Origin of the sequence: Novosphingobium clariflavum, from assembly GCF_026420865.1 — a bacterium.
GTDB classification, from domain to species: domain Bacteria; phylum Pseudomonadota; class Alphaproteobacteria; order Sphingomonadales; family Sphingomonadaceae; genus Novosphingobium; species Novosphingobium clariflavum.
The window spans coordinates 65,213-83,343 of sequence record NZ_JAPCWC010000003.1 but is presented as its reverse complement, the minus strand read 5'-3'; the positions used below and the strand labels follow the sequence as shown (position 1 = coordinate 83,343).

Sequence of the window (18,131 nt, the reverse complement as noted above, 5' to 3'; positions counted from 1 at the left end):
GAATATTCCCCCCTGGGACGACTTCAGCTTCGCGTTCCGACGGTGAACGCCGGGGACGAGAGGTCAGCGAATTCGGCAAGGTACTTGTCGAGTGCCTCGGTCACGATCACTTGCGCGCTGCGGTTGAGCAGCAGGCCGGCCATCTTGAGGCGGAAATGCCGTTCGGCATCGAGGCGAAGGGTGAAGGCGGCGCGGCGGCCTTCGGTCACGAGATTGCGGGCCGGGGCCACCGGACGGTTGATGCGTTCGGCCAGATCGTCGATCTGGCGCAGCACGTCGGGCTTGCGCGCCGCAAAAGCGGGCATCTCGGGAACGAGCGAAGCCATCGGCGCGCTCGTCGAGCCGTCCTCGCCGGTATCCTCGTCGAAGTGATCGCCCGGCGCGGCGTCCACATGAGCGGGCTGGGACCAGGCCGAAAGCCCTGCTTCGGGCGCGGGCTCGGCATGGAGCGCAGCCGTATTCACGCCGTCCTGCTCCGCCGCGACCGCATGAACGGCCTCATCCTGAACGCCATCTTCCTGGGCGTCATCTGCCTGGGCAAACGTTTCCGGGACCACGGCCACATGCGGAACCTCGAAAGGCGCCACTTGCGCGACCTCGGGTTCGGCCTTCGGCTCTGCACGGGCTTCCGGCACCTCGCTCAGGCCCCAGTCGTTCCAGCCGAGATCTTCCATCTTGGCAGCATCCATGCGCATGCTGGAAAGACCGAAGGAGGCCGTATCCTGACGGCGCATCGCCGGCCGCGCCGCACCCTTGCGGGCAAGCAGGCTCGGCGAAAGCGAAGCAAACGGCCGGGGTTCGCCAAGCGCGCCCGACACGGTCACGACCCCACGACGCGGCGGCCGAAGCCACCGACGGGACGCGGCGCGCCCTGCATCACCGGCTGGCCGGAAACCGGCGGCGCCGAGAATACGGTGCGGCGGAAGTTCTTTTCGAGACGGTCGGAGATGTAGTTCCACAGCGCCGCCACTTCCTGTGCGGAGCGGCCGTTGGGATCGACTTCCATGACGGTGCGGCCATCGATCATCGAGGCGGCGAAATCGGTACGCTGGTGCAGCGTAACCGGTGCCACGGTGCCGTGCTGCGACAGCGCGACAGCGGCCTCGGCGGTGATTCGCGCCTTGGGCGTGGCGGCGTTGACGACAAACAGCAGAGGCTTGCCCGAACGCTCGCACAAGTCGACGGTCGCACCCACGGCCCGCAGGTCATGCGGGCTCGGGCGGGTCGGCACGACGATCAGTTCGGAAACCGAGATCACGCTCTGGATCGCCAGGGTGATGGCCGGCGGCGTGTCGATCACGGCCAACTTGAAGCCCTGCTGGCGCAGGATCTGCAGGTCTGCCGCGAGGCGGGCGACGGTGGTCTGCGCAAAGGCGGGCAGTTCCGCTTCGCGCTCGTTCCACCAGTCGGCCAGCGAACCCTGCGGATCGATGTCGATCAGCACGACCGGGCCTGCGCCCGCGCGCTGGGCCTGGACGGCAAGATGTCCCGAGAGCGTCGTCTTGCCCGAACCGCCCTTCTGCGATGCCAATGCCAGTACTCGCAAAGCCCTGTCCCCTGAGAATTCCGCTAGGAAAGTGAACCTGTCACGGAGATGGGATCGCAGATCGTTCCTAATTTAGAGTTAATTACGCCCCGCCTCGACGAAACGGGCGGGCGGCATGGCCCGATGCTGCCCAGCCATGCGGCGGTGATGGAATTGTTTACCACGGCGGTTAACGTCACTTTTCGGCACAGCAGCGCATATTCCCGCTTCCGACTGGTGCCATCCGTCAATCATCGCCTACTATCGCGCGGGATCATGGACGGGAATCGGGGCAAGTTCTGCATGAATGGATTACGGCGATTCCTCCTCCTGGGTGGCGGCTGCGCGGTCGCGGCGATGGCAACGCCTTCGCTCGCCGCCGCCGCTACCGATGCATCCGGCGGCGCAAATACCGTAAAGGCGGGAGTCGAGGCCTGGTCTGCCGGGCAGTATGAAACCGCCGTGCAGCTGTGGAAGCCGCTTGCCGACAAGGGCGACGCCGATGCCCAGTTCAACCTCGCACAGGCCTACAAGATGGGCCGCGGGGTGCCGCTTGATCTTGCAAGGGCCGAATCGCTCTACGGCAAGGCCGCCGCACATGGCCACGTCCAGGCGGCCGACAATTACGGACTGCTGATGTTCCAGCGCGGCCAGCGCGACGCCGCGATGCCTTATATCGCCGCCGCCTCGGCGCGAGGGGATGCGCGAGCGCAGTACATCCTGGGCGTCGCGCATTTCAACGGCGACCTGGCCGAGAAGGACTGGGTGCGCGCCTATGCCCTCGTCAGCCTGGCCCAGCAGGCCGGGTTACCGCAGGCGACTCGCGCACTGACGCAAATGGACGAACACATTCCGATCGAGCAGCGCCAGCAAGGCGTCGCGCTCGCGGTAAAGCTCTCCGCCGACGCCGAGGCCGCCCGCGCGCGGCTTGACACCAGCGCCTCGCTCGGCGCCCCCGCGCCTGCGCGCCCAGCGCCCCCACCCTCATCTTCGCCCCCACCTTCCCCCCCACTTTCACCCGCAGCCTCGCCGACCGGCCCGGCCGCTGCCGGCGCCGACTATGCCCGGCCGCAAGCGACCGCCGCTCCGCAACCGGTTCGCCCCATCACCAGCCCTGCCGTCAGCAGGCCTGCGGTCCCGCCGACCGTCACCAAGCCGGCAGCGGCAACGGCACCCAAACCGACCCCGGCAAAACCCGCCACGCCCTCCGCAGCCCAGGGCCAGTGGCGCCTGCAACTCGGCGCCTTCGGGGTTCCGGGCAATGCGGAGCGGCTCTGGTCCTCGCTCGCCAAGCGCCCGGAACTGGCGGGCAAGCGCCGCGAACTGGTGCCCGGCGGCAGCCTGACCCGCCTCTACGCCGCCGGTTTCGCCACCCGATCCGAAGCCGAAAAGGCCTGCGCCGCCCTCAAGGGCCCAAGCCAGCCCTGCCTGGTCGTTCCCGCCCACTGACGCCGCGCCCCCGGCCACTGACGCAGCGTTAGCGCCCGGGCGTTCCGGCGCTTTCGTAATTCCCGTGGACGAGCGCGAATCGGCAATATACCTTCGATCCCCGGGAGGCTTCCGCAGCGAGGCCCCCGAAGGGGATAGGGGCCATGCCGAAGGCGATGACGGGCGAACACGCCCGCGCAGTCCATCATGCCGTCGTGGGGGATCCGACGGCCACGACCGGAACCAGCGGCGCCCCGCCCGGCGCGGAAGACCGGCTGGTAACGATCGACCTCATTCGCGGGCTGGCAGTGCTCGGCATCCTGGCCATCAACATTTCCGGTTTTGTCGGACCGGCCATCGGCGCCGCCTCCCCGCGGTTCGCCGGCTTCGCGGCGCCTGCCGACGAGGCCGCCTACGCGGTCTCGTTCCTGTTCTTCGAAGGCAAGATGCGCGCGCTGTTCGCCATGCTGTTCGGTGCGGGGATCGCGCTTTACTGCGAGCGCATGGATGCCGCCGGACGGGACGGCGACAGCCTGCAACTGCGCCGCCTGGGCTGGCTCATGCTGCTCGGGCAATTGCATTATCTGCTGCTGTGGTGGGGCGACATCCTGTTCGTCTACGCCGCCTGCGGGATCGCCGTGCTGTTCGTGCGGCGCCTGCCCTGCCCGCTGCTGCTGGGCCTCGCCGCCGGCATCGCGCTCACCGCCCTGCTTGTCGACCTCGCCTGGACACTGCCGCTCGCCCGCGCCGAGGAAGCGGTGCGCCTCGGGATGGCGACAGCGGTGCAGCGCCAGGAGATCGCCGCCCATTACGCGCTCTATGCCGAGGGCGCGCAGGCACAGAGGGCGCTCTATGGATCGGGCTTCTGGGCCATCGCGCTTGCGAAGCTGCAACACGATCCGTTCTGGCTCGTCACCATGACCCTGCATGCCTGGAGCGAAGTGCTGCCGCTGATGCTGGTCGGCGTGGTGATCCTGCGCCGCGGCATGGCCGGCAGCACCATGCCGCCACGGCGGATCGCCCGTTTCGGCGCGCTCGCCGCCGCCCTCGGCCTTGCTCTCACCGCCCTTGCACTCGGCTGGGTCTGGCCGCGCCACTACCCGCCAGTCGCCATGTACATGCTGCTCGGCAAGGGCCTGCTCATCCCGCACCTGCTGACCGCGCTCGGCTACGGAGCGCTGCTCATCGCCGCCGCCCCGGCCCTGCTGCCGACCGGCCCGGGGCAGCGACTGGTCGCCTGCGGCCGGGTTGCCTTCAGCAACTACATTGCCACCAGCCTGCTGATGGGCGCGCTGTTCTTCGGCTGGGGCTGCGGTCTCTACGGCAAGGTCGGCGCCGCGGAGCAGTGGCTGTTCGTGGGAATCGGCTGGGCGGCGATGCTCGGCTGGAGCCTGCCGTTCCTGCGCCATTTTCGCCGCGGACCGCTGGAACTCGTATGGCGATCGCTGGTCGAAAAGCGGCTCCTGCCCAATCGGCGCCTGCTATCTACCTGACATTTCTGGCGGATTTTCGGCGATTCAGAATGCTATTGCGATCCATTTGCAGTTGCATATGATGAGGGTCCAAGAGGATTCGCACATGTACGTTTGCATTTGTAACGCCATCAAGGAAACCGACCTGCGCACCGCCGCCCGTTGCTGCCGCGGCGATGCGCATGCCCTCTACGCCGCCCTCGGTCGCAAGGCGCAGTGCGGGCAGTGCATCGAGGAAGCGGAAGACATCATCGCCGACGAAGTCTCCGCGCTCGACGCGCCGCTCAGCGCCGCCGCCTGACGGCACCGGCGCACCAAGTGGTTCCACTCGCGGGATTTCCGCGGGTTGCCTCGGCACTTGCGCGGGCCCATAATGCCGCCTGAAATTTTCAGGAGCATCCCCCATGAAGGGCGACCCGCAGGTCATCGACTTCCTCAACAAGGCTCTTTTCAATGAGCTGACCGCCATCAACCAGTATTGGCTGCATTACCGCATGCTCGACAACTGGGGCATCAAGAAGCTCGCCGAATACGAGCGGCACGAATCGATCGACGAGATGAAGCACGCCGACGTGCTGGCCGACCGTATCCTCTATCTCAACGGTCTTCCCAACTTCCAGGCGCTGGGCAAGCTGCGCATCGGCGAAAGCGTCGAGGAAATCCTGAAGGCCGATCTCGCGCTCGAACATGACGCGATCCCGCTGCTGCGCGAAGCCATCGCCCACTGCGAAGCCGTGCGCGACTACGTCAGCCGCGAGATTTTCGCCCGCATCCTCGAAAGCGAGGAAGAGCACGTGGACTTCCTCGAAAAGCAGTTCGACATGATCGAACGCATGGGCATCCAGAACTACTGCCAGCTCCAGAGCAAGCCTGCTGGCGAGGGCGAATAAGCCGGAAGGCGCGCGGGCAGGTATGGACTTTCTCGTGCGCCTTGGCCTTGCCGTTCCGTTGATACAGGCTCCGATGGCAGGCACTTCGACGCCGGCCCTTGCCGCGCAAGTCTGCAATGCCGGGGCGCTCGGTTCGCTCGCGCTTGGCGCCATCGGCCCGGATGAGGCCCGCCGCCAGATCGCGGACCTAAAAAGCCGCACCGACCGGCCCTTCAACCTCAACCTTTTCGTGCACGCGACGCCGCAGGCCGATCCTGCGGGCGAACGGGCCTGGCTCGATGCCCTCGCCCCGCTGTTCCGCGAACACGGCGCCGAGCCGCCCGCCGCGCTCGAAACGATCTACGACAGCTTTGCGGGCAATGCCGCCATGCTGGAGGTCGTGCTGGAGGCGAAACCCGCCGTTGTCAGCTTCCACTTCGGCCTGCCCGGACCCGAGGCCATCGCCGCGCTCAAGGCGGCGGACTGCCTGCTGCTGGGCAGCGTCACCAGTCTGGCCGAGGCGGAAATGTCGCTGGCGGCAGGGATCGACGTGCTTGTCGCGCAAGGATGGGAAGCAGGCGGCCATCGCGGCGTGTTCGATCCGGACGCGCGGGACGACCGGCTCGGCACCCTCGCGCTGACCCGGCTGCTGGCCGATTGGGGCAAATTGCCGGTGATCGCGGCAGGCGGGATCATGGACGGCGCCGGCATCCGCGCCGCGCTGGACCTTGGCGCGGTGGCGGCGCAGCTTGGCACGGCCTTCATCGCCTGCCCTGAATCCAACGCCGACGCGGCCTACCGCGCCCTGCTCGCGAGCGACGCGGCGCGCCGTACCGTGATGACACGCGCCATCTCCGGCCGCCCTGCGCGCTGCCTCGCCAATCGCTTTACCGAATTCGGCGAACGCCCCGGCATCCCGCCGGTCCCCGCCTATCCGCGCACCTATCTGGCCGGAAAGGCCCTCAACGCCGCCGCCAAGGCGAGGGGCGAGCCGCTCTACGGCGCGCAATGGGCGGGACAGGGTGCGCCGCTGTCCCGGCCGATGCCGGCGGCGGAACTGGTCGCCCAGCTCGCCGCCGAACTTTCGCTTACTTAGTTTCCGCAGCCGGAGCGGTCTTGTCGGTCCGGTACTTGTCGAACCACGCTAGGATCGCCGAAGCCTTGGCGGCGGACTGCGAGGGCCGTGCGGCAATGCCGCCATGGCTCGCACCCGGCACCTTCACCAGCGCCGTCGGCACGCCCCGGATCTGCAACGCGGCGTAGTACTGCTCCGCCTCGCTGACCGGGGTGCGGTAGTCTTCCGATCCCACCACCACCATGGTCGGCGTCTTGACGTTGCCGACCAGGCTCAGCGGCGAGCGGCGCCAGTATTCCATCGGATCTTCCCAGGGCTTCTTGTCGAACCAGTAGCGCGAGGTGAACACGGTGGCGTCCATCGTCAGCGCCTCGCTGATCCAGTTGATCACCGGCTTCTGGGTGACGGCCGCCTTGAAGCGATCGGTCTTGCCGACGATCCACGCGGTCAGCACCCCGCCGCCCGATCCGCCGGTGACGAAGAGGTTGTTGGGATCGGCGACGCCATCGGCAATCGCCGCGTCGACGGCGGCCATGAGGTCGTCATAGTCCGTGCCGGGATAGGCGCGGTCGATCAGATTGGCGAATTCCTCGCCATAGGAGGTGCTGCCGCGCGGGTTGGTATAGAGCACCGCATAGCCGTGCGCCGCGTAGAGCTGGTAATCGGTGGCGAAGCCCGGCGCATAGGCGGTGTTGGGCCCGCCGTGGATCTCGAGAATCAGCGGCGCCCGCTGCCCCGGCGCGAGGCCCGGCGGCGTCACCAGCCATGCATCGATCGCGCGGCCATCGGGCGCGGTAACGGCCAGCTTGCGCACCGGCGCCATCGCCTTGGCCTGCATCCAGGTGCCATTGAGGTCGGTCAGCTTGCGGCCCGCGCCGCCGGTATTGACCCAGAGGTCCGCAGGACGGCTGGTGGTGCCCGAAGTATAGGCGATCCGCCCGTTGGCGGAGACCGAGAACTCGCCGCCGGTGTAGGGACGGTCATACCCCTTGCCCGGGCTCAGGCCCTCCACCGCGTTGCGGATCGCACCGTCGAGGCCGATGCGCGCGACGTAGGTCTTCGCGTGGTCGTCATACTGGGCGAGAATGGTCGCGTTGCCCGACCAGGCGATCGAATCGATCGAATGGTCGAAGCTGCCGGTCAGCGCCTTCACGCCCGAACCGTCGATGTTCATCACGTAAAGCTCGGTGTTCTCGTAGGAACGGTTCACGTCGTCGAAGCCGAGATAGGCCACGTGCTTGCCATCGGGCGAGACTTGCGGCGCACTGTCCGGCCCCTTGCGCGTGGTGAGCGCCTTGACCGAACCACTCGCGAGATCGAGCGCATAGACCTCGGAATTGTTGATGTCGCGCTGCCAGTCGTCATGGCGGTTGCCCGAGAACAGGATGCGCTTGCCGTCCGGCGTCCACGAGAGCGGGCCCTGATCGTCGAAACTGCCGAACGTCAGCTGGCGCGGGGCGCCGCCATCGGCGGAGACGAGGAAAATGTGGTCGTAGCCGGGCTGCGCGTAGCCGCCGCCATCGGCGCGGTAGGTCACCCGGTCGATCACTTCGAGCGGCTCGGCCCATTTGGCGCCTTCAGGGCGGTTGGCGGGCGGCGAACCCAGCTTCAGCCCCTCACCCGGCACCCGCATGGTATAGGCGATCTGGCGCCCATCGGGCGACCACGAGACACTGCCTGGGCTGTCCGGCAGGTCAGTCACGCGCACTTTGGCGCCGCTATCCAGCCACAGCACGTAGAGTTGCGGCGCCCCGGTGCCGTCGCTCGACACATAGGCCAGCCGCTTGCCATCGGGAGACCAGACCGGCGAGAAATGCGCGCCCACCCCCGTCACCAATGGGCGCTGGGCACCGCTCGCCACTTCGACCAGCCAGATCGAGGGAACCGCCTTGTCGACCATCACGTCGGCGCTGGAGCGCACATAGGCGATGCGGCTGCCATCGGGCGAGATCTGCGGGTCGGTGACGCCGGAAAGGTTGAACAGGTCGTCAGGCGTGAAGGCCCGCTCGGGCCCCGGCGTCTCGGCCTCGGCGGATGCAAGCGGAATGACGCTGCAGCCAAGGGCCAGCGTTGCCAGGCGAAGAGCAAGAGGGATGCGGGCAAATGGGATGCGCACGGCGGACAGACTCCGGATTATCTTTTGGGAACAGGCGAAAGCCCGTTTGCCCCGCCCGCTGACGACCTGTGTCGCCCAGCAATCCGAAAAAATCCACCCTGCATCCGATGACCACTGGCGCAATCTGAAATCGTGCTAAGACAGCAGCATGGAAAGTCCTCGCCCGCAGCCCCCCTATCGCCTCGAAGACTACGGCTTCGCTTTTCTCGTCGTCATCATCTCGGCCGCCTTCGCCTGGTTATTGACGCCTTATTTCGGCGCCGTGCTCTGGGGAGTCGTCGCCGCGATCCTGTTCGAGCCGCTGACCTTCAGGCTCTCCCGCAAGATGGGCGGCAAGCCCAATACCGCCGCCGGACTGGTACTGCTGGGACTGCTGGCGGTGTTCATCATCCCGGCCATCCTGCTCGGCATCAGTCTCGTCCAGGAAGTGTCGATGATCTACGACAAGGTGTCGACCGGTCAGCTCGACATCGGCCACATGGTCGCCAAGCTGCGCGGCTCGATCCCCGATTCGGTCGAGGGCCTGGTCGAACGCTACGGCCTAGCCGATTTCGAATCGCTGCGCCGCCAGTTCGGCTCGGGCATCGCCAGCGGCCTGCAAGGCCTCGCCACCCGCCTCGTCTCTGCCGGACAGGGTGCGCTGAGTTTCCTCGCGGCGCTGGGCGTGATGCTGTACCTCACCTTCTTCCTGCTGCGCGACGGGCGCCATTATGGCGAGATGATCCGCGAGGCCCTGCCGCTGCGTCCGCACTTGCGCGACCGGCTGATCCTGAACTTCCTCGTGGTCGTGCGCGCAACGATGAAGGGCACGGTGGTGGTCGCCGTGCTGCAGGGACTGGTCGGCGGGATCATCTTCTCGCTGCTCGGCATCCCCGGCTCGCTGCTCTGGGGCGTGCTGATGGGCTTCTTCTCGCTGCTGCCGGCGGTGGGGACCGGGCTCGTCTGGGTGCCGATGTCGATCTATCTGCTGGCGACCGGGCAGATCTGGCAGGGTTCGGTCCTCGCCTTCTGCGGCATGTTCGTGATCGGCATGATCGACAACCTGCTGCGCCCGGTACTGGTCGGCCGTGATACCCGCCTGCCCGACTTCGTGGTCCTGATCGCCACCCTTGCCGGCCTGCAACTGTTTGGCCTCAACGGCTTCATCATCGGCCCGGTCATCGCGGCGCTGTTCATCTCGGTGTGGAACCTGATGCGCGAGATGCGCAGCAGCGACGGCCTGATCGAACCCGACGCCATCGACCTGGCCGACGAGGCGAGCGAGCAGGACGACGCCGGCACGGAAGCGGTCGCCCACCCCTCCTGATCGCAAGCCACGACAAAAAAAGGCCCGCTTCCGCGCAAATGGCGGAAGCGGGCCTTTTTTCATGCCGAAAGTCCGCTCAGGACTTTCGCGCCATGACGCGCTACTTCTTGTCGAAGGGGTTCTTCGGCATGCGCAAGTTGAGGCGGATCGGCACGGCTTCGAAGCCGAGTTCGCGGCGCATTCCGTTGATCAGATAACGGCGATAGCTCTCGGGCAGCAAGTCGAGACGGGTGCCGAACAGCACGAAGCCAGGCGGGCGGGTCTTGGCCTGGGTGATGTAGCGCAGCTTGATGCGCTTGCCGCCCGGTGCCGGCGGCGGATTGGCCGAAAGCGCATCGTCGAACCAGCGGTTGAGCGCGGCGGTCGGCACGCGCTTGCTCCAGGCTTCGCGGATCGCGAAGCCGGTGGCGATCAACTCGTCGATGCCCTTGCCGGTGCGGGCCGAGACGGCGAGCAGCGGCACCCCGCGCACTTGCGCCAGACCATCGTCAAGCGCCGCGCGAATGCCGTTGAACAGGGCCGATGCCCCTTCGGCGACATCCCACTTGTTGATCGCGATGATCAGCGCACGGCCTTCTTCCAGCACCTTGGAGGCGATGGTGAGATCCTGATGCTCCAGCCCGCGCGTCGCGTCGAGCAGCAGCACGACCACTTCGGCAAAGTCGATGGCATGGCGCGCGTCGGCCACGGCCAGGCGCTCCAGCTTCTCGGTCACGTTGGCGCGCTTGCGCATGCCGGCGGTGTCGATCAGGCTGACCTGCCGCACTTCCTGCGTCTTGGGATCGGTCCATTCCCAGTCGACCGTGATCGAATCGCGCGTAATCCCCGCTTCCGGCCCCGTCAGCAGGCGATCTTCACCCAGGATACGGTTGATGAGCGTAGACTTGCCCGCGTTCGGACGGCCGACGATGGCCAGCTTGAGCGGACGGCGCAGCAGCGCTTCGTCGTCCTCTTCCTCGGGGAACTCCGGCTCTTCGGGCTGGAGGGGCTCGAGGTGCGGCAGCAGCGATTCGAACAGGTCGGCAATGCCCACGCCGTGTTCGGCCGAGAAGGTGATCGGCTCGCCAAGACCCAGCGAGTAGGCTTCCAGCACGCCACTTTCGCCCGCACGGCCTTCGGCCTTGTTGGCAAGCACCACGACCGGAACCTGCGAAGCGCGCAGCCACTGGCCGATCTCTTCGTCGAGCGGGGTCAATCCCGCGCGCGCATCGACCACGAAGAGCGCGACGTCGGCTGTTTCCAGCGCCGCTTCGGTCTGCTTGCGCATGCGGCCGGGCAGCGTTTCGTCTTCGTCATCCTCCCAGCCGGCAGTGTCGACGATCTGGAACTTGAGCCCCAGCAGTTCGGCATCGCCGAAGCGACGGTCGCGCGTGACGCCCGGCTGATCGTCGACAAGCGCAAGCTTTTTGCCGACGAGCCGGTTGAACAACGTGGACTTGCCGACGTTGGGTCGGCCGATGATGATCACCTGGGGAAGCATAATAGAACTCGATAAAGGATTCGCGCCGATAGGGGAATTTGCCGCAAATGGAAATGACCCTGCAAAAAAGCGCGGATTTCTGCGATTTCGGCCCGCAAATAGTTACCGCGCCGTTAACCACATAACTCAGGAAGCTCCTAACCCTGCTCCCCGAACATGGCAAACATGAAGGGTTACCGCAGATTCATCATGCTGGGCCTCGCTCTCGCAGCGGCCGCACCAGCCCTCGATCCGGCCGCGGCGAGCGGCGTCATCGACGATTCCATGGCCGGCGTCGACAGCGGCACCGATGCCGCCAAGGGCCCCGGCTATCTCGAATGCGTGCCTTATGCGCGCCAGACTTCGGGCATCCGCATCTTCGGCGATGCCCATACCTGGTGGCAGCAGGCGCGCGGACGCTACGCAACCGGCCACACGCCGCGCGTCGGGGCGGTCATGGCCATGCAGCCTTACGCCAATTCCGAACTCGGTCATGTCGCGACGGTCAGCCAGGTGGTCGATGCCCGCACCATCCTCGTCAGCCACGCCAACTGGTCCCCGATCAACGGGCGGCGCGGACAAGTCGAACGCAACGTCACCGTGCTCGACGTCTCGCCGGAAAACGACTGGAGCGAAGTGCGCGTCTGGTACGCGCCGATCCACAACCTCGGCACGACCCACTGGCCGGTTTCGGGCTTCATCTACAATGCCAAGCCGGGCACCGTGAAGGATCTCGGCGCGGCCCGGCTCGCGGCGACCTCGACCTCCTCCGAATCGCAGACCCTACCCCTGCCCGCAAAGAAAAAGGGGCGCCATCGCGACCCCATCGGCGCCATCATCGCCGGTACGTATTGATCGGAAAGACGGGCCGCCTTGCAGCGGCCCGTCTTGCATTAAAGCTTCAGAGCTTCGCGACCGGCGCGTCTTCGCCAAGGTCCTCATACCAGGCTTCGACCGGGCCCATGAGCTTCACGGTCAGCGGATTACCCTTGCGGTCCAGCGTCTTGCCGGCCTGCACGCGCACCCAGCCTTCGGAAATGCAATATTCCTCGACATTCGTGCGCACGGTGCCCTTGAAGCGGATGCCAACGCCGCGCTTCAGCTTGTCCTCGTCGAAGAACGGGCTCTTCGGGTTGATGGCGAGGTGATCGGGGGGCACGTCAGCGCCGGTTTTGGTCTCTTCGGTCATGCCACGCGATTTAATTGCAGATGACCGCTTGTCAATTCGATCCGACTCATCTAGAGGCGCGCTTCCCCGACGGACACGGTCCTCTCGGCGGGCGCGTAGCTCAGTGGTAGAGCACACCCTTCACACGGGTGGGGTCGCAGGTTCAATCCCTGCCGCGCCCACCATTCCTCATCTCCGGAATGGCAATCGCACCCAAGGTGCTCACTCCCCATATCGCCGCGAAGACCGCCAGGCCGATCTGCGAGACCGCCGCAGGTGATGGGCAGCCATCGCGCGCTGGGCATAGCACGCGCGGCAATCTTGCGCGCACGCGCCTGAGGCGGCATAGCCCGCGCCATGCATGACATCCGCCTGATCCGCGAGAATCCCGAAGGGTTCGACGCCGGCCTCGCCCGCCGTGGGGTTGCCCCCGTGGCCGCTGACATCCTCGCCCTCGACGAGCAGCGCCGCTCGGTCGCGACGCGCATGCAGGAAGGGCAGAATCGCCGTAACGAAGCCTCGAAAGCGATCGGCAAGGCCATGGGCCAGGGCGACACCGCCACCGCCGACGCGCTCAAGGCCGAAGTGGCGCAGCTCAAGGACGTCCTCCCCGCGCTCGAAGCCGAGGAGAAGGACCTCACCGCCCAGCTTCAGAGCGTGCTGGCCAGCCTGCCCAACATCCCCGTGGCCGAAGTGCCCGAAGGCGCGGACGAGACCGAAAACCTCGAAGTCGCCAAGTGGGGCACGCCCGGCACTTTTGCGTTCGAGCCCAGGGAACATGCCGACCTCGGCCCCGCGCTCGGCCTCGATTTCGAGACCGGCGCCAAGCTTTCCGGCGCGCGCTTCACGTTCCTCAAGGGCCAGATGGCCCGCCTGCACCGCGCCCTCGCCCAGTTCATGCTGGACACGCAGACCACGACCAACGGCTACATGGAATGCAACGTCCCGCTGCTGGTGAAGGACGAGGCGGTGTTCGGCACCGGTCAGCTTCCCAAGTTCGCGGAAGACCTTTTCAAGACCACCGACGGCCGCTGGCTGATCCCGACCGCCGAAGTCTCGCTGACCAACGCGGTGCAGGACGAGATCGTCGACGTCGAAACCCTGCCGCTGCGCATGACCGCCCTCACCCCCTGCTTCCGCTCCGAAGCCGGCTCGGCGGGCCGCGATACGCGCGGGTTCATCCGCCAGCACCAGTTCGAAAAGGTCGAGCTGGTCACCGTCTGCCAGCCCGACCAGTCGCAGGCCGAGCACGAGAAGATGGTCGCCGCCGCCGAGGGCATCCTGCAGGCGCTCGAACTGCCTTACCGCAAGGTGCTGCTGTGCTCGGGCGACATGGGCTTCACTGCGAACAAGACCTTCGACCTCGAAGTCTGGCTGCCGGGTCAGGGCGCCTACCGCGAGATCAGCTCGGTTTCGAACTGCGGCGACTTCCAGGCCCGCCGCATGAACGCGCGCTTCAAGCCCGAAGGCTCGAAGAAGACCGAATTCCTGCACACCCTCAACGGCTCGGGCCTTGCGGTCGGCCGCACGCTCGTTGCCGTGCTGGAGAACTACCAGCAGGAAGACGGCTCGGTGCTGGTGCCTGAGGCGCTGAAGCCCTGGATGGGCGGGATCGAGAAGCTGGAGCCCTGCTTCTAAGGGGCTTCGACAGGCTCTGCCTGAGCGGGGTTGAGAGGGCGCGCCCTTTCAACCCCGCTCGGACGGGGCTCCCCCTTTCCGCTCATCCTGAGCCTGTCGAAGGATGAATGGACCAACGCCCGGCCAAGTTAGAGAGACATCATGCGTATCCTGCTCACCAACGACGACGGCATCAACGCCCCCGGCCTCTACGTCCTCGAAAAGATCGCCGCACAGCTTTCGGACGACATCTGGATCTGCGCGCCGAGCGAGGAACAGTCGGGCGCGGGCCATTCGCTGACGCTGACCCGCCCGGTGCGGATGCGCGAACATGCGCCCAAGCGCTTCTCGGTGACCGGCACGCCCACCGATTCGGTAACCATGGGGCTCAGGAAGGCCCTGCCCGGACCGCCGGACCTGATTCTCTCGGGCGTCAACCGCGGCGCCAATCTCGGCGATGACGTGACCTATTCGGGCACGGTCTCGGCGGCGATGGAAGGCGCGCTGGCGGGCATCCGCTCGATCGCGCTGAGCCAGGTCTACGCGGGCGAAGGCCTTGGCAACAACGTCAGCTTCTCGGCGGCCGAGGAATGGGGCGCCAAAGTGCTCAGGCCCCTGCTCGACGCGCCCTTCGCGCCGCGCACGCTGATCAACGTGAACTTCCCGCCGCTCGCGGCTGCCGAGGTGAAGGGCATTCGCGTGGTCCGTCAGGGCTTCCACGACTATGCGCGCGGCTCGGTGGTCGAAGGCATGGACCCGCGCGGTTTCCCCTACTTCTGGTTCGGCCTCAACGGCATCGAGCATACCCTCGGCCACAACACCGACCTCGAAGCGATTGCCGAAGGTTACATCGCGGTGACCCCGCTCCAGCTCGACCTCACCCACGACGCCTCGCTGGCGCAGATCGCGAGCTGCTACCCGGCATGATGCGCCGCGCGCTCCCCTCTTTCCTCGTCCTTGCGGCGCTGGCCCTGCCCGGCGCGCCCGCGCTGGCATCGACGAAGGACGAAAGCGTCCATGTCGTCGAACAGGGGGAGACGCTAAACGGTATCGCCAACCGCGCGGGCGTGGCCGCCTCGGCCATCGTCAAGGCCAACGGCCTCAAGGAACCCTACGTGGTGAAAGTCGGCCAGAAGCTGACCATTCCCCGCGCAGCCGCCCCTGCCCCAGCCCCAGCCCCCACGGCAAAGCCGCGCCCGGCACCAACCGCGACAAGCCGGACCGCCGCCAGCGCCCAGGCCGTTGCCCGCAAGGCCGCCGCCGTCAGCGCCGAAACCGAGGAAATGCACGAGGTCACCCCGGGCGAAACGCTCGGCGGCATCGCCCAGCGCGCGGGTGTCGCCCGCGTCCTCATCATCGAGGCGAACGGCCTGCAACCACCCTACGCCGTGCGCACCGGCCAGAAGCTCAAGATCCCGCGCACGCGCCGCCACACCGTGAAGGCCGGTGACACCGGCTTTTCGATCTCGCTGAAATATGCCGTACCGTGGGAACAGATCGCGCTTGCCAACGGGCTCGACGCCGCAGCGCCGGTCAAGGCGGGACAGTCACTGCTGATCCCGACGCTGGTCGATCCCAAGGCTGGCCCCGCTCCCGCGCCTGCGGTCCAGCCCGAGAATGCGGCCCAGCCCGTGAAAGCGGCCCGGCCCGCGGCCGCGCGTTTCCTCTGGCCGGTAGCCGGCGAAGTGCGCCGCACGTTCGCCGCGAGCGGCAATCCCCATGATGGCATCGACATCAAGGCCCCGCAGGGCACCATGGTGCGCGCCGCCGCTGCCGGCACCGTGAAGTTTGCCGGCGCCGAAAAGGAACAGTTCGGCAACCTCGTCGTGCTGGATCACGGCAACGGCTGGTTCACCGCCTATGGCTTCCTCAGCCGCGTCACCGTGAAGGAAGGCGCCAGGGTCGCCGCCGGAGAGCGGATCGGCCTCGTCGGCAGCACCGGTCTTGCCAAGGGTGACGAACTGCACTTCGAAGTGCGCCAGGATGGCAAGCCCGTCGATCCGCTGGACGCCTTGCCCAAGGCCCCGTAAGTTCTTCGCCGCATGTCGAAACGGCGCCCTGCCTCCTCATCGTTCAAACCGCTGCGCCGGGCGCTCGCGGTGCCGGTCTGGGCCGACCTCGCGCTGCGGCTGGGCGGCGCGTTTTTCCTGATCTTCATCGTCATCATGGTCCACTGGACCGACCGTGCGGGCCTGAAGGACACGCATGACGGGGTGATCAGCTTCCTCGACGTCGTCTATTTCACGATGATCTCGATCACCACGACCGGCTTTGGCGACATCGCCCCGGTGAGCGACCGCGCCCGTCTGATCGAGGCCGTGCTGGTCACTCCGATCCGTCTGGCGGTGATCACCATTTTCGTGGGCACCGCCTATAATTTCATCATCAAGCGAAGCTGGGAGACCTGGCGGATGAAGCGCATCCAGGAACGGCTGGAAGGCCATATCGTCGTCCTCGGCTTCGGAGTCAGCGGCTCGGAAGCGGTCAAGGAACTCATCGAGCGGGGCACCGAGGCATCGCGGATCGTTGTCGTCGACCCCGATCAGGCGCGGCTTGCACGGGCCGAAGAACTCGGTTGCAATGTCCTGCAAGGCGACGCCTCGCGCGACGAGATCCAGAACGCGGTGCGCGTCGGCACGGCCCAGTCGGTGCTGGTTTCGGCCGGGCGCGACGATACCTCCGTGCTGATCGTGCTGACCGCGCGCCATCTGGCGCCGAGCGTGCCGATCACCGTCGTCATCCGCGCCGACGACAACGAACTGCTGGCCCGCCAGGCAGGCGCCAACAACGTCATCAACCCGGTGCGCTTCACCGGATTGCTGCTGGCGGGCTCGGCGGAAGGGCAGCACGTGGCCGAATACATGTCCGACCTGGCCTCGGTGGCCGGGCGCGTGCAACTGGTTGAGCGTGCGGTCGTACCCTCCGAAGTCGGCGGCACGCTGGACCAGCTCGTCACCGGCGGGCGCGGCCTGCGCATCTATCGCGGCGCGCGCACGATCGGCTTCTGGGAGGACGAGGCAAACGTCCTCCAGGCCGGCGACGTGGTGGTGGAAATCGCCCCCACCCGGCCGTCGCAGGCCGATTCGTCAGGAACGGACCGTCACGACAGCGCCCAGAACACCAGTCCCATGGCAAGGTAGGCCGTCAGCCAGAACAGGCAATCCATCACCCGCCGCAGCGGCTCCATGCGATTACGCACATGAGTCAGCCAGACCGCCGGGATGACAAAGGCGATGGCGACGCCGCCGGTCTGCATGAAATAGAGCCAGGGCTTCACCGCCAGCGTCTCCGCACCGATCCGCGCGAAGTTGTGGCCGAGCATGATCGAGCTGATCAGGAACACGAAGCACACGAGCCCGTAATTGCCCGCCAGGGTCGACTTGCCGGGCGAGAGGCGGCGTCCATCCTGGAACGGCGGGCCGTTCCAGACAAATCCCACCACGACAGCCAGCGCCGCCGCAAGGACCACTGCCAGCCAATTTACCGGACCCATTGCAATTCCCTTTCGTCCATCAGGCCGCTTCCGGCCAATCGAGCCGCGCGACAAATCCTTCGCCGCCATCGAACCAGTCGCAGGCGAACGCGGCAATGGCATCGCGCACCCGGCCCAGCGCATCCCGTTGCGCCATGGTCTGCAACGATGGCGGTAACGGCACGAAGGAACTCTCGCAAGCGGTCCGCGCCATGGCCCAGAGCGCCTCGTCATCGCAGCCGCCCGACCACAGGTCCGCCTCGAAACACTCGACCAGACGCTCGGCCTGAAGCAGCTGGACGATCTGCGCATCAGGCTCGCGCGCCCGCGCGGCGCTGGCATGACCGCCCGCCTTGGCAAGTTCGGCCAGTTCTTCGGGATGGCGCCCCTCCGCCACCAGCCCCCAGAAGCCGCGCGCGAATCCCAGTCCCTGCTCGACAAAGAAATGAACGGCGTCGTGCGGCACCGGCCCCTTCTTCGGGAACGTGGTTTCGATAGCCTCCCCGGAAGCACGGCGGATCGCGATATGGTCGCTCGCAAGGCCCTTGGTGATCACGATTTCCATGACTTGCGGGATAGGCGCATGCGCCGCGCGGAACAATGCCGACAGGACCTGCCTGGACC

The 18,131-nt window shown here is 66.8% G+C and carries 18 protein-coding genes and 1 tRNA gene; 12 read left to right on the top strand and 7 right to left on the bottom strand.

Annotation, left to right across the window (positions count from 1 at the left end):
* Positions 1 to 23: 23 nt before the first annotated feature.
* Both OKA11_RS04760 and OKA11_RS04755 read right to left on the bottom strand, forming a co-directional pair.
* A complete protein-coding gene (locus OKA11_RS04760) occupies positions 24 to 824 on the bottom strand; it encodes a hypothetical protein (RefSeq protein ID WP_267219083.1) in 801 nt (266 codons plus the stop codon).
* Positions 821 to 1,546, bottom strand: coding sequence for a ParA family protein (locus tag OKA11_RS04755; protein WP_267219082.1), 726 nt, complete (start codon positions 1,544 to 1,546; stop codon positions 821 to 823). The genes OKA11_RS04760 and OKA11_RS04755 overlap by 4 nt, the downstream gene beginning before the upstream one ends.
* A 336-nt stretch (positions 1,547 to 1,882) precedes the next feature.
* Between OKA11_RS04755 and OKA11_RS04750 the strand changes: the two genes are divergently transcribed.
* The 5 genes from OKA11_RS04750 (at position 1,883) to OKA11_RS04730 (ending at position 6,390) form a co-directional block, all read left to right on the top strand.
* Positions 1,883 to 2,974 carry an SPOR domain-containing protein gene (locus tag OKA11_RS04750; protein ID WP_267219081.1) on the top strand — a complete coding sequence of 364 codons (1,092 nt, stop codon included), beginning with the start codon at positions 1,883 to 1,885 and terminating at the stop codon, positions 2,972 to 2,974.
* 143 nt (positions 2,975 to 3,117) lie between these two features.
* Positions 3,118 to 4,446, top strand: coding sequence for a DUF418 domain-containing protein (locus OKA11_RS04745; RefSeq protein ID WP_267219080.1), 1,329 nt, complete (start codon positions 3,118 to 3,120; stop codon positions 4,444 to 4,446).
* 85 nt (positions 4,447 to 4,531) lie between these two features.
* Positions 4,532 to 4,726, top strand: a complete 195-nt coding sequence (locus OKA11_RS04740) for a (2Fe-2S)-binding protein (RefSeq protein WP_267219079.1) — start codon at positions 4,532 to 4,534, stop codon at positions 4,724 to 4,726.
* A 103-nt stretch (positions 4,727 to 4,829) separates the two neighbouring features.
* Positions 4,830 to 5,315 (top strand): bacterioferritin, encoded by a 486-nt coding sequence (gene bfr, locus OKA11_RS04735; RefSeq protein ID WP_267219078.1) that lies wholly within the window; start codon positions 4,830 to 4,832, stop codon positions 5,313 to 5,315.
* A 22-nt stretch (positions 5,316 to 5,337) separates the two neighbouring features.
* The gene (locus OKA11_RS04730) at positions 5,338 to 6,390 is read left to right on the top strand and encodes an NAD(P)H-dependent flavin oxidoreductase (protein ID WP_267219077.1); all 1,053 of its coding nucleotides are present in this window, start codon (positions 5,338 to 5,340) and stop codon (positions 6,388 to 6,390) included.
* Here OKA11_RS04730 and OKA11_RS04725 read toward each other — a convergent pair.
* Positions 6,383 to 8,485 carry an alpha/beta hydrolase family protein gene (locus OKA11_RS04725; RefSeq protein ID WP_267219076.1) on the bottom strand — a complete coding sequence of 701 codons (2,103 nt, stop codon included), beginning with the start codon at positions 8,483 to 8,485 and terminating at the stop codon, positions 6,383 to 6,385. The two genes, OKA11_RS04730 and OKA11_RS04725, sit on opposite strands and share 8 nt — an antisense overlap.
* 148 nt (positions 8,486 to 8,633) lie before the next feature.
* Here OKA11_RS04725 and OKA11_RS04720 point away from each other — a divergent pair, with 148 nt between their 5' ends.
* A complete protein-coding gene (locus OKA11_RS04720; protein WP_267219075.1) occupies positions 8,634 to 9,791 on the top strand; it encodes an AI-2E family transporter in 1,158 nt (385 codons plus the stop codon).
* Between the two features lie 100 nt (positions 9,792 to 9,891).
* On the opposite strand, the gene der is transcribed toward OKA11_RS04720, so the two are convergent.
* A complete protein-coding gene (gene der / locus OKA11_RS04715) occupies positions 9,892 to 11,271 on the bottom strand; it encodes a ribosome biogenesis GTPase Der (protein ID WP_267219074.1) in 1,380 nt (459 codons plus the stop codon).
* Positions 11,272 to 11,460: 189 nt separating this feature from the next.
* On the opposite strand from der, the gene OKA11_RS04710 reads away from it, so the two are divergent.
* On the top strand, positions 11,461 to 12,105 hold the full coding sequence (locus OKA11_RS04710; RefSeq protein WP_267219073.1) for a CHAP domain-containing protein: 645 nt from the start codon (positions 11,461 to 11,463) through the stop codon (positions 12,103 to 12,105).
* A 46-nt stretch (positions 12,106 to 12,151) separates the two neighbouring features.
* Here the strand turns inward: OKA11_RS04710 and OKA11_RS04705 are convergent, their stop codons facing one another.
* Positions 12,152 to 12,439, bottom strand: a complete 288-nt coding sequence (locus OKA11_RS04705; RefSeq protein ID WP_142634934.1) for a DUF3297 family protein — start codon at positions 12,437 to 12,439, stop codon at positions 12,152 to 12,154.
* Between the two features lie 89 nt (positions 12,440 to 12,528).
* Between OKA11_RS04705 and OKA11_RS04700 the strand changes: the two genes are divergently transcribed.
* From OKA11_RS04700 to OKA11_RS04680, 5 genes are all read left to right on the top strand, one after another.
* A tRNA-Val gene (locus OKA11_RS04700) sits at positions 12,529 to 12,603 on the top strand.
* 172 nt (positions 12,604 to 12,775) lie between these two features.
* Entirely contained in the window at positions 12,776 to 14,056 is a 1,281-nt protein-coding gene (serS, locus tag OKA11_RS04695; protein ID WP_267219072.1) for a serine--tRNA ligase, read from the top strand.
* Between the two features lie 141 nt (positions 14,057 to 14,197).
* On the top strand, positions 14,198 to 14,962 hold the full coding sequence (gene surE, locus OKA11_RS04690) for a 5'/3'-nucleotidase SurE (RefSeq protein WP_267219070.1): 765 nt from the start codon (positions 14,198 to 14,200) through the stop codon (positions 14,960 to 14,962).
* On the top strand, positions 14,962 to 16,065 hold the full coding sequence (locus tag OKA11_RS04685) for a LysM peptidoglycan-binding domain-containing protein (protein ID WP_379489367.1): 1,104 nt from the start codon (positions 14,962 to 14,964) through the stop codon (positions 16,063 to 16,065). Before surE ends, OKA11_RS04685 begins: the two co-directional genes overlap by 1 nt.
* 12 nt (positions 16,066 to 16,077) lie before the next feature.
* Positions 16,078 to 17,175, top strand: a complete 1,098-nt coding sequence (locus OKA11_RS04680; RefSeq protein ID WP_267219068.1) for a potassium channel family protein — start codon at positions 16,078 to 16,080, stop codon at positions 17,173 to 17,175.
* On the opposite strand, the gene OKA11_RS04675 is transcribed toward OKA11_RS04680, so the two are convergent.
* Both OKA11_RS04675 and OKA11_RS04670 read right to left on the bottom strand, forming a co-directional pair.
* A complete protein-coding gene (locus OKA11_RS04675; protein ID WP_142634942.1) occupies positions 17,136 to 17,528 on the bottom strand; it encodes a DUF1761 domain-containing protein in 393 nt (130 codons plus the stop codon). The genes OKA11_RS04680 and OKA11_RS04675 overlap by 40 nt on opposite strands.
* A gap of 19 nt (positions 17,529 to 17,547) precedes the next feature.
* Complete coding sequence (locus OKA11_RS04670; RefSeq protein WP_267219066.1) at positions 17,548 to 18,072, bottom strand: hypothetical protein; 525 nt, start codon at positions 18,070 to 18,072, stop codon at positions 17,548 to 17,550.
* Between the last annotated feature and the right edge of the window lie 59 nt (positions 18,073 to 18,131).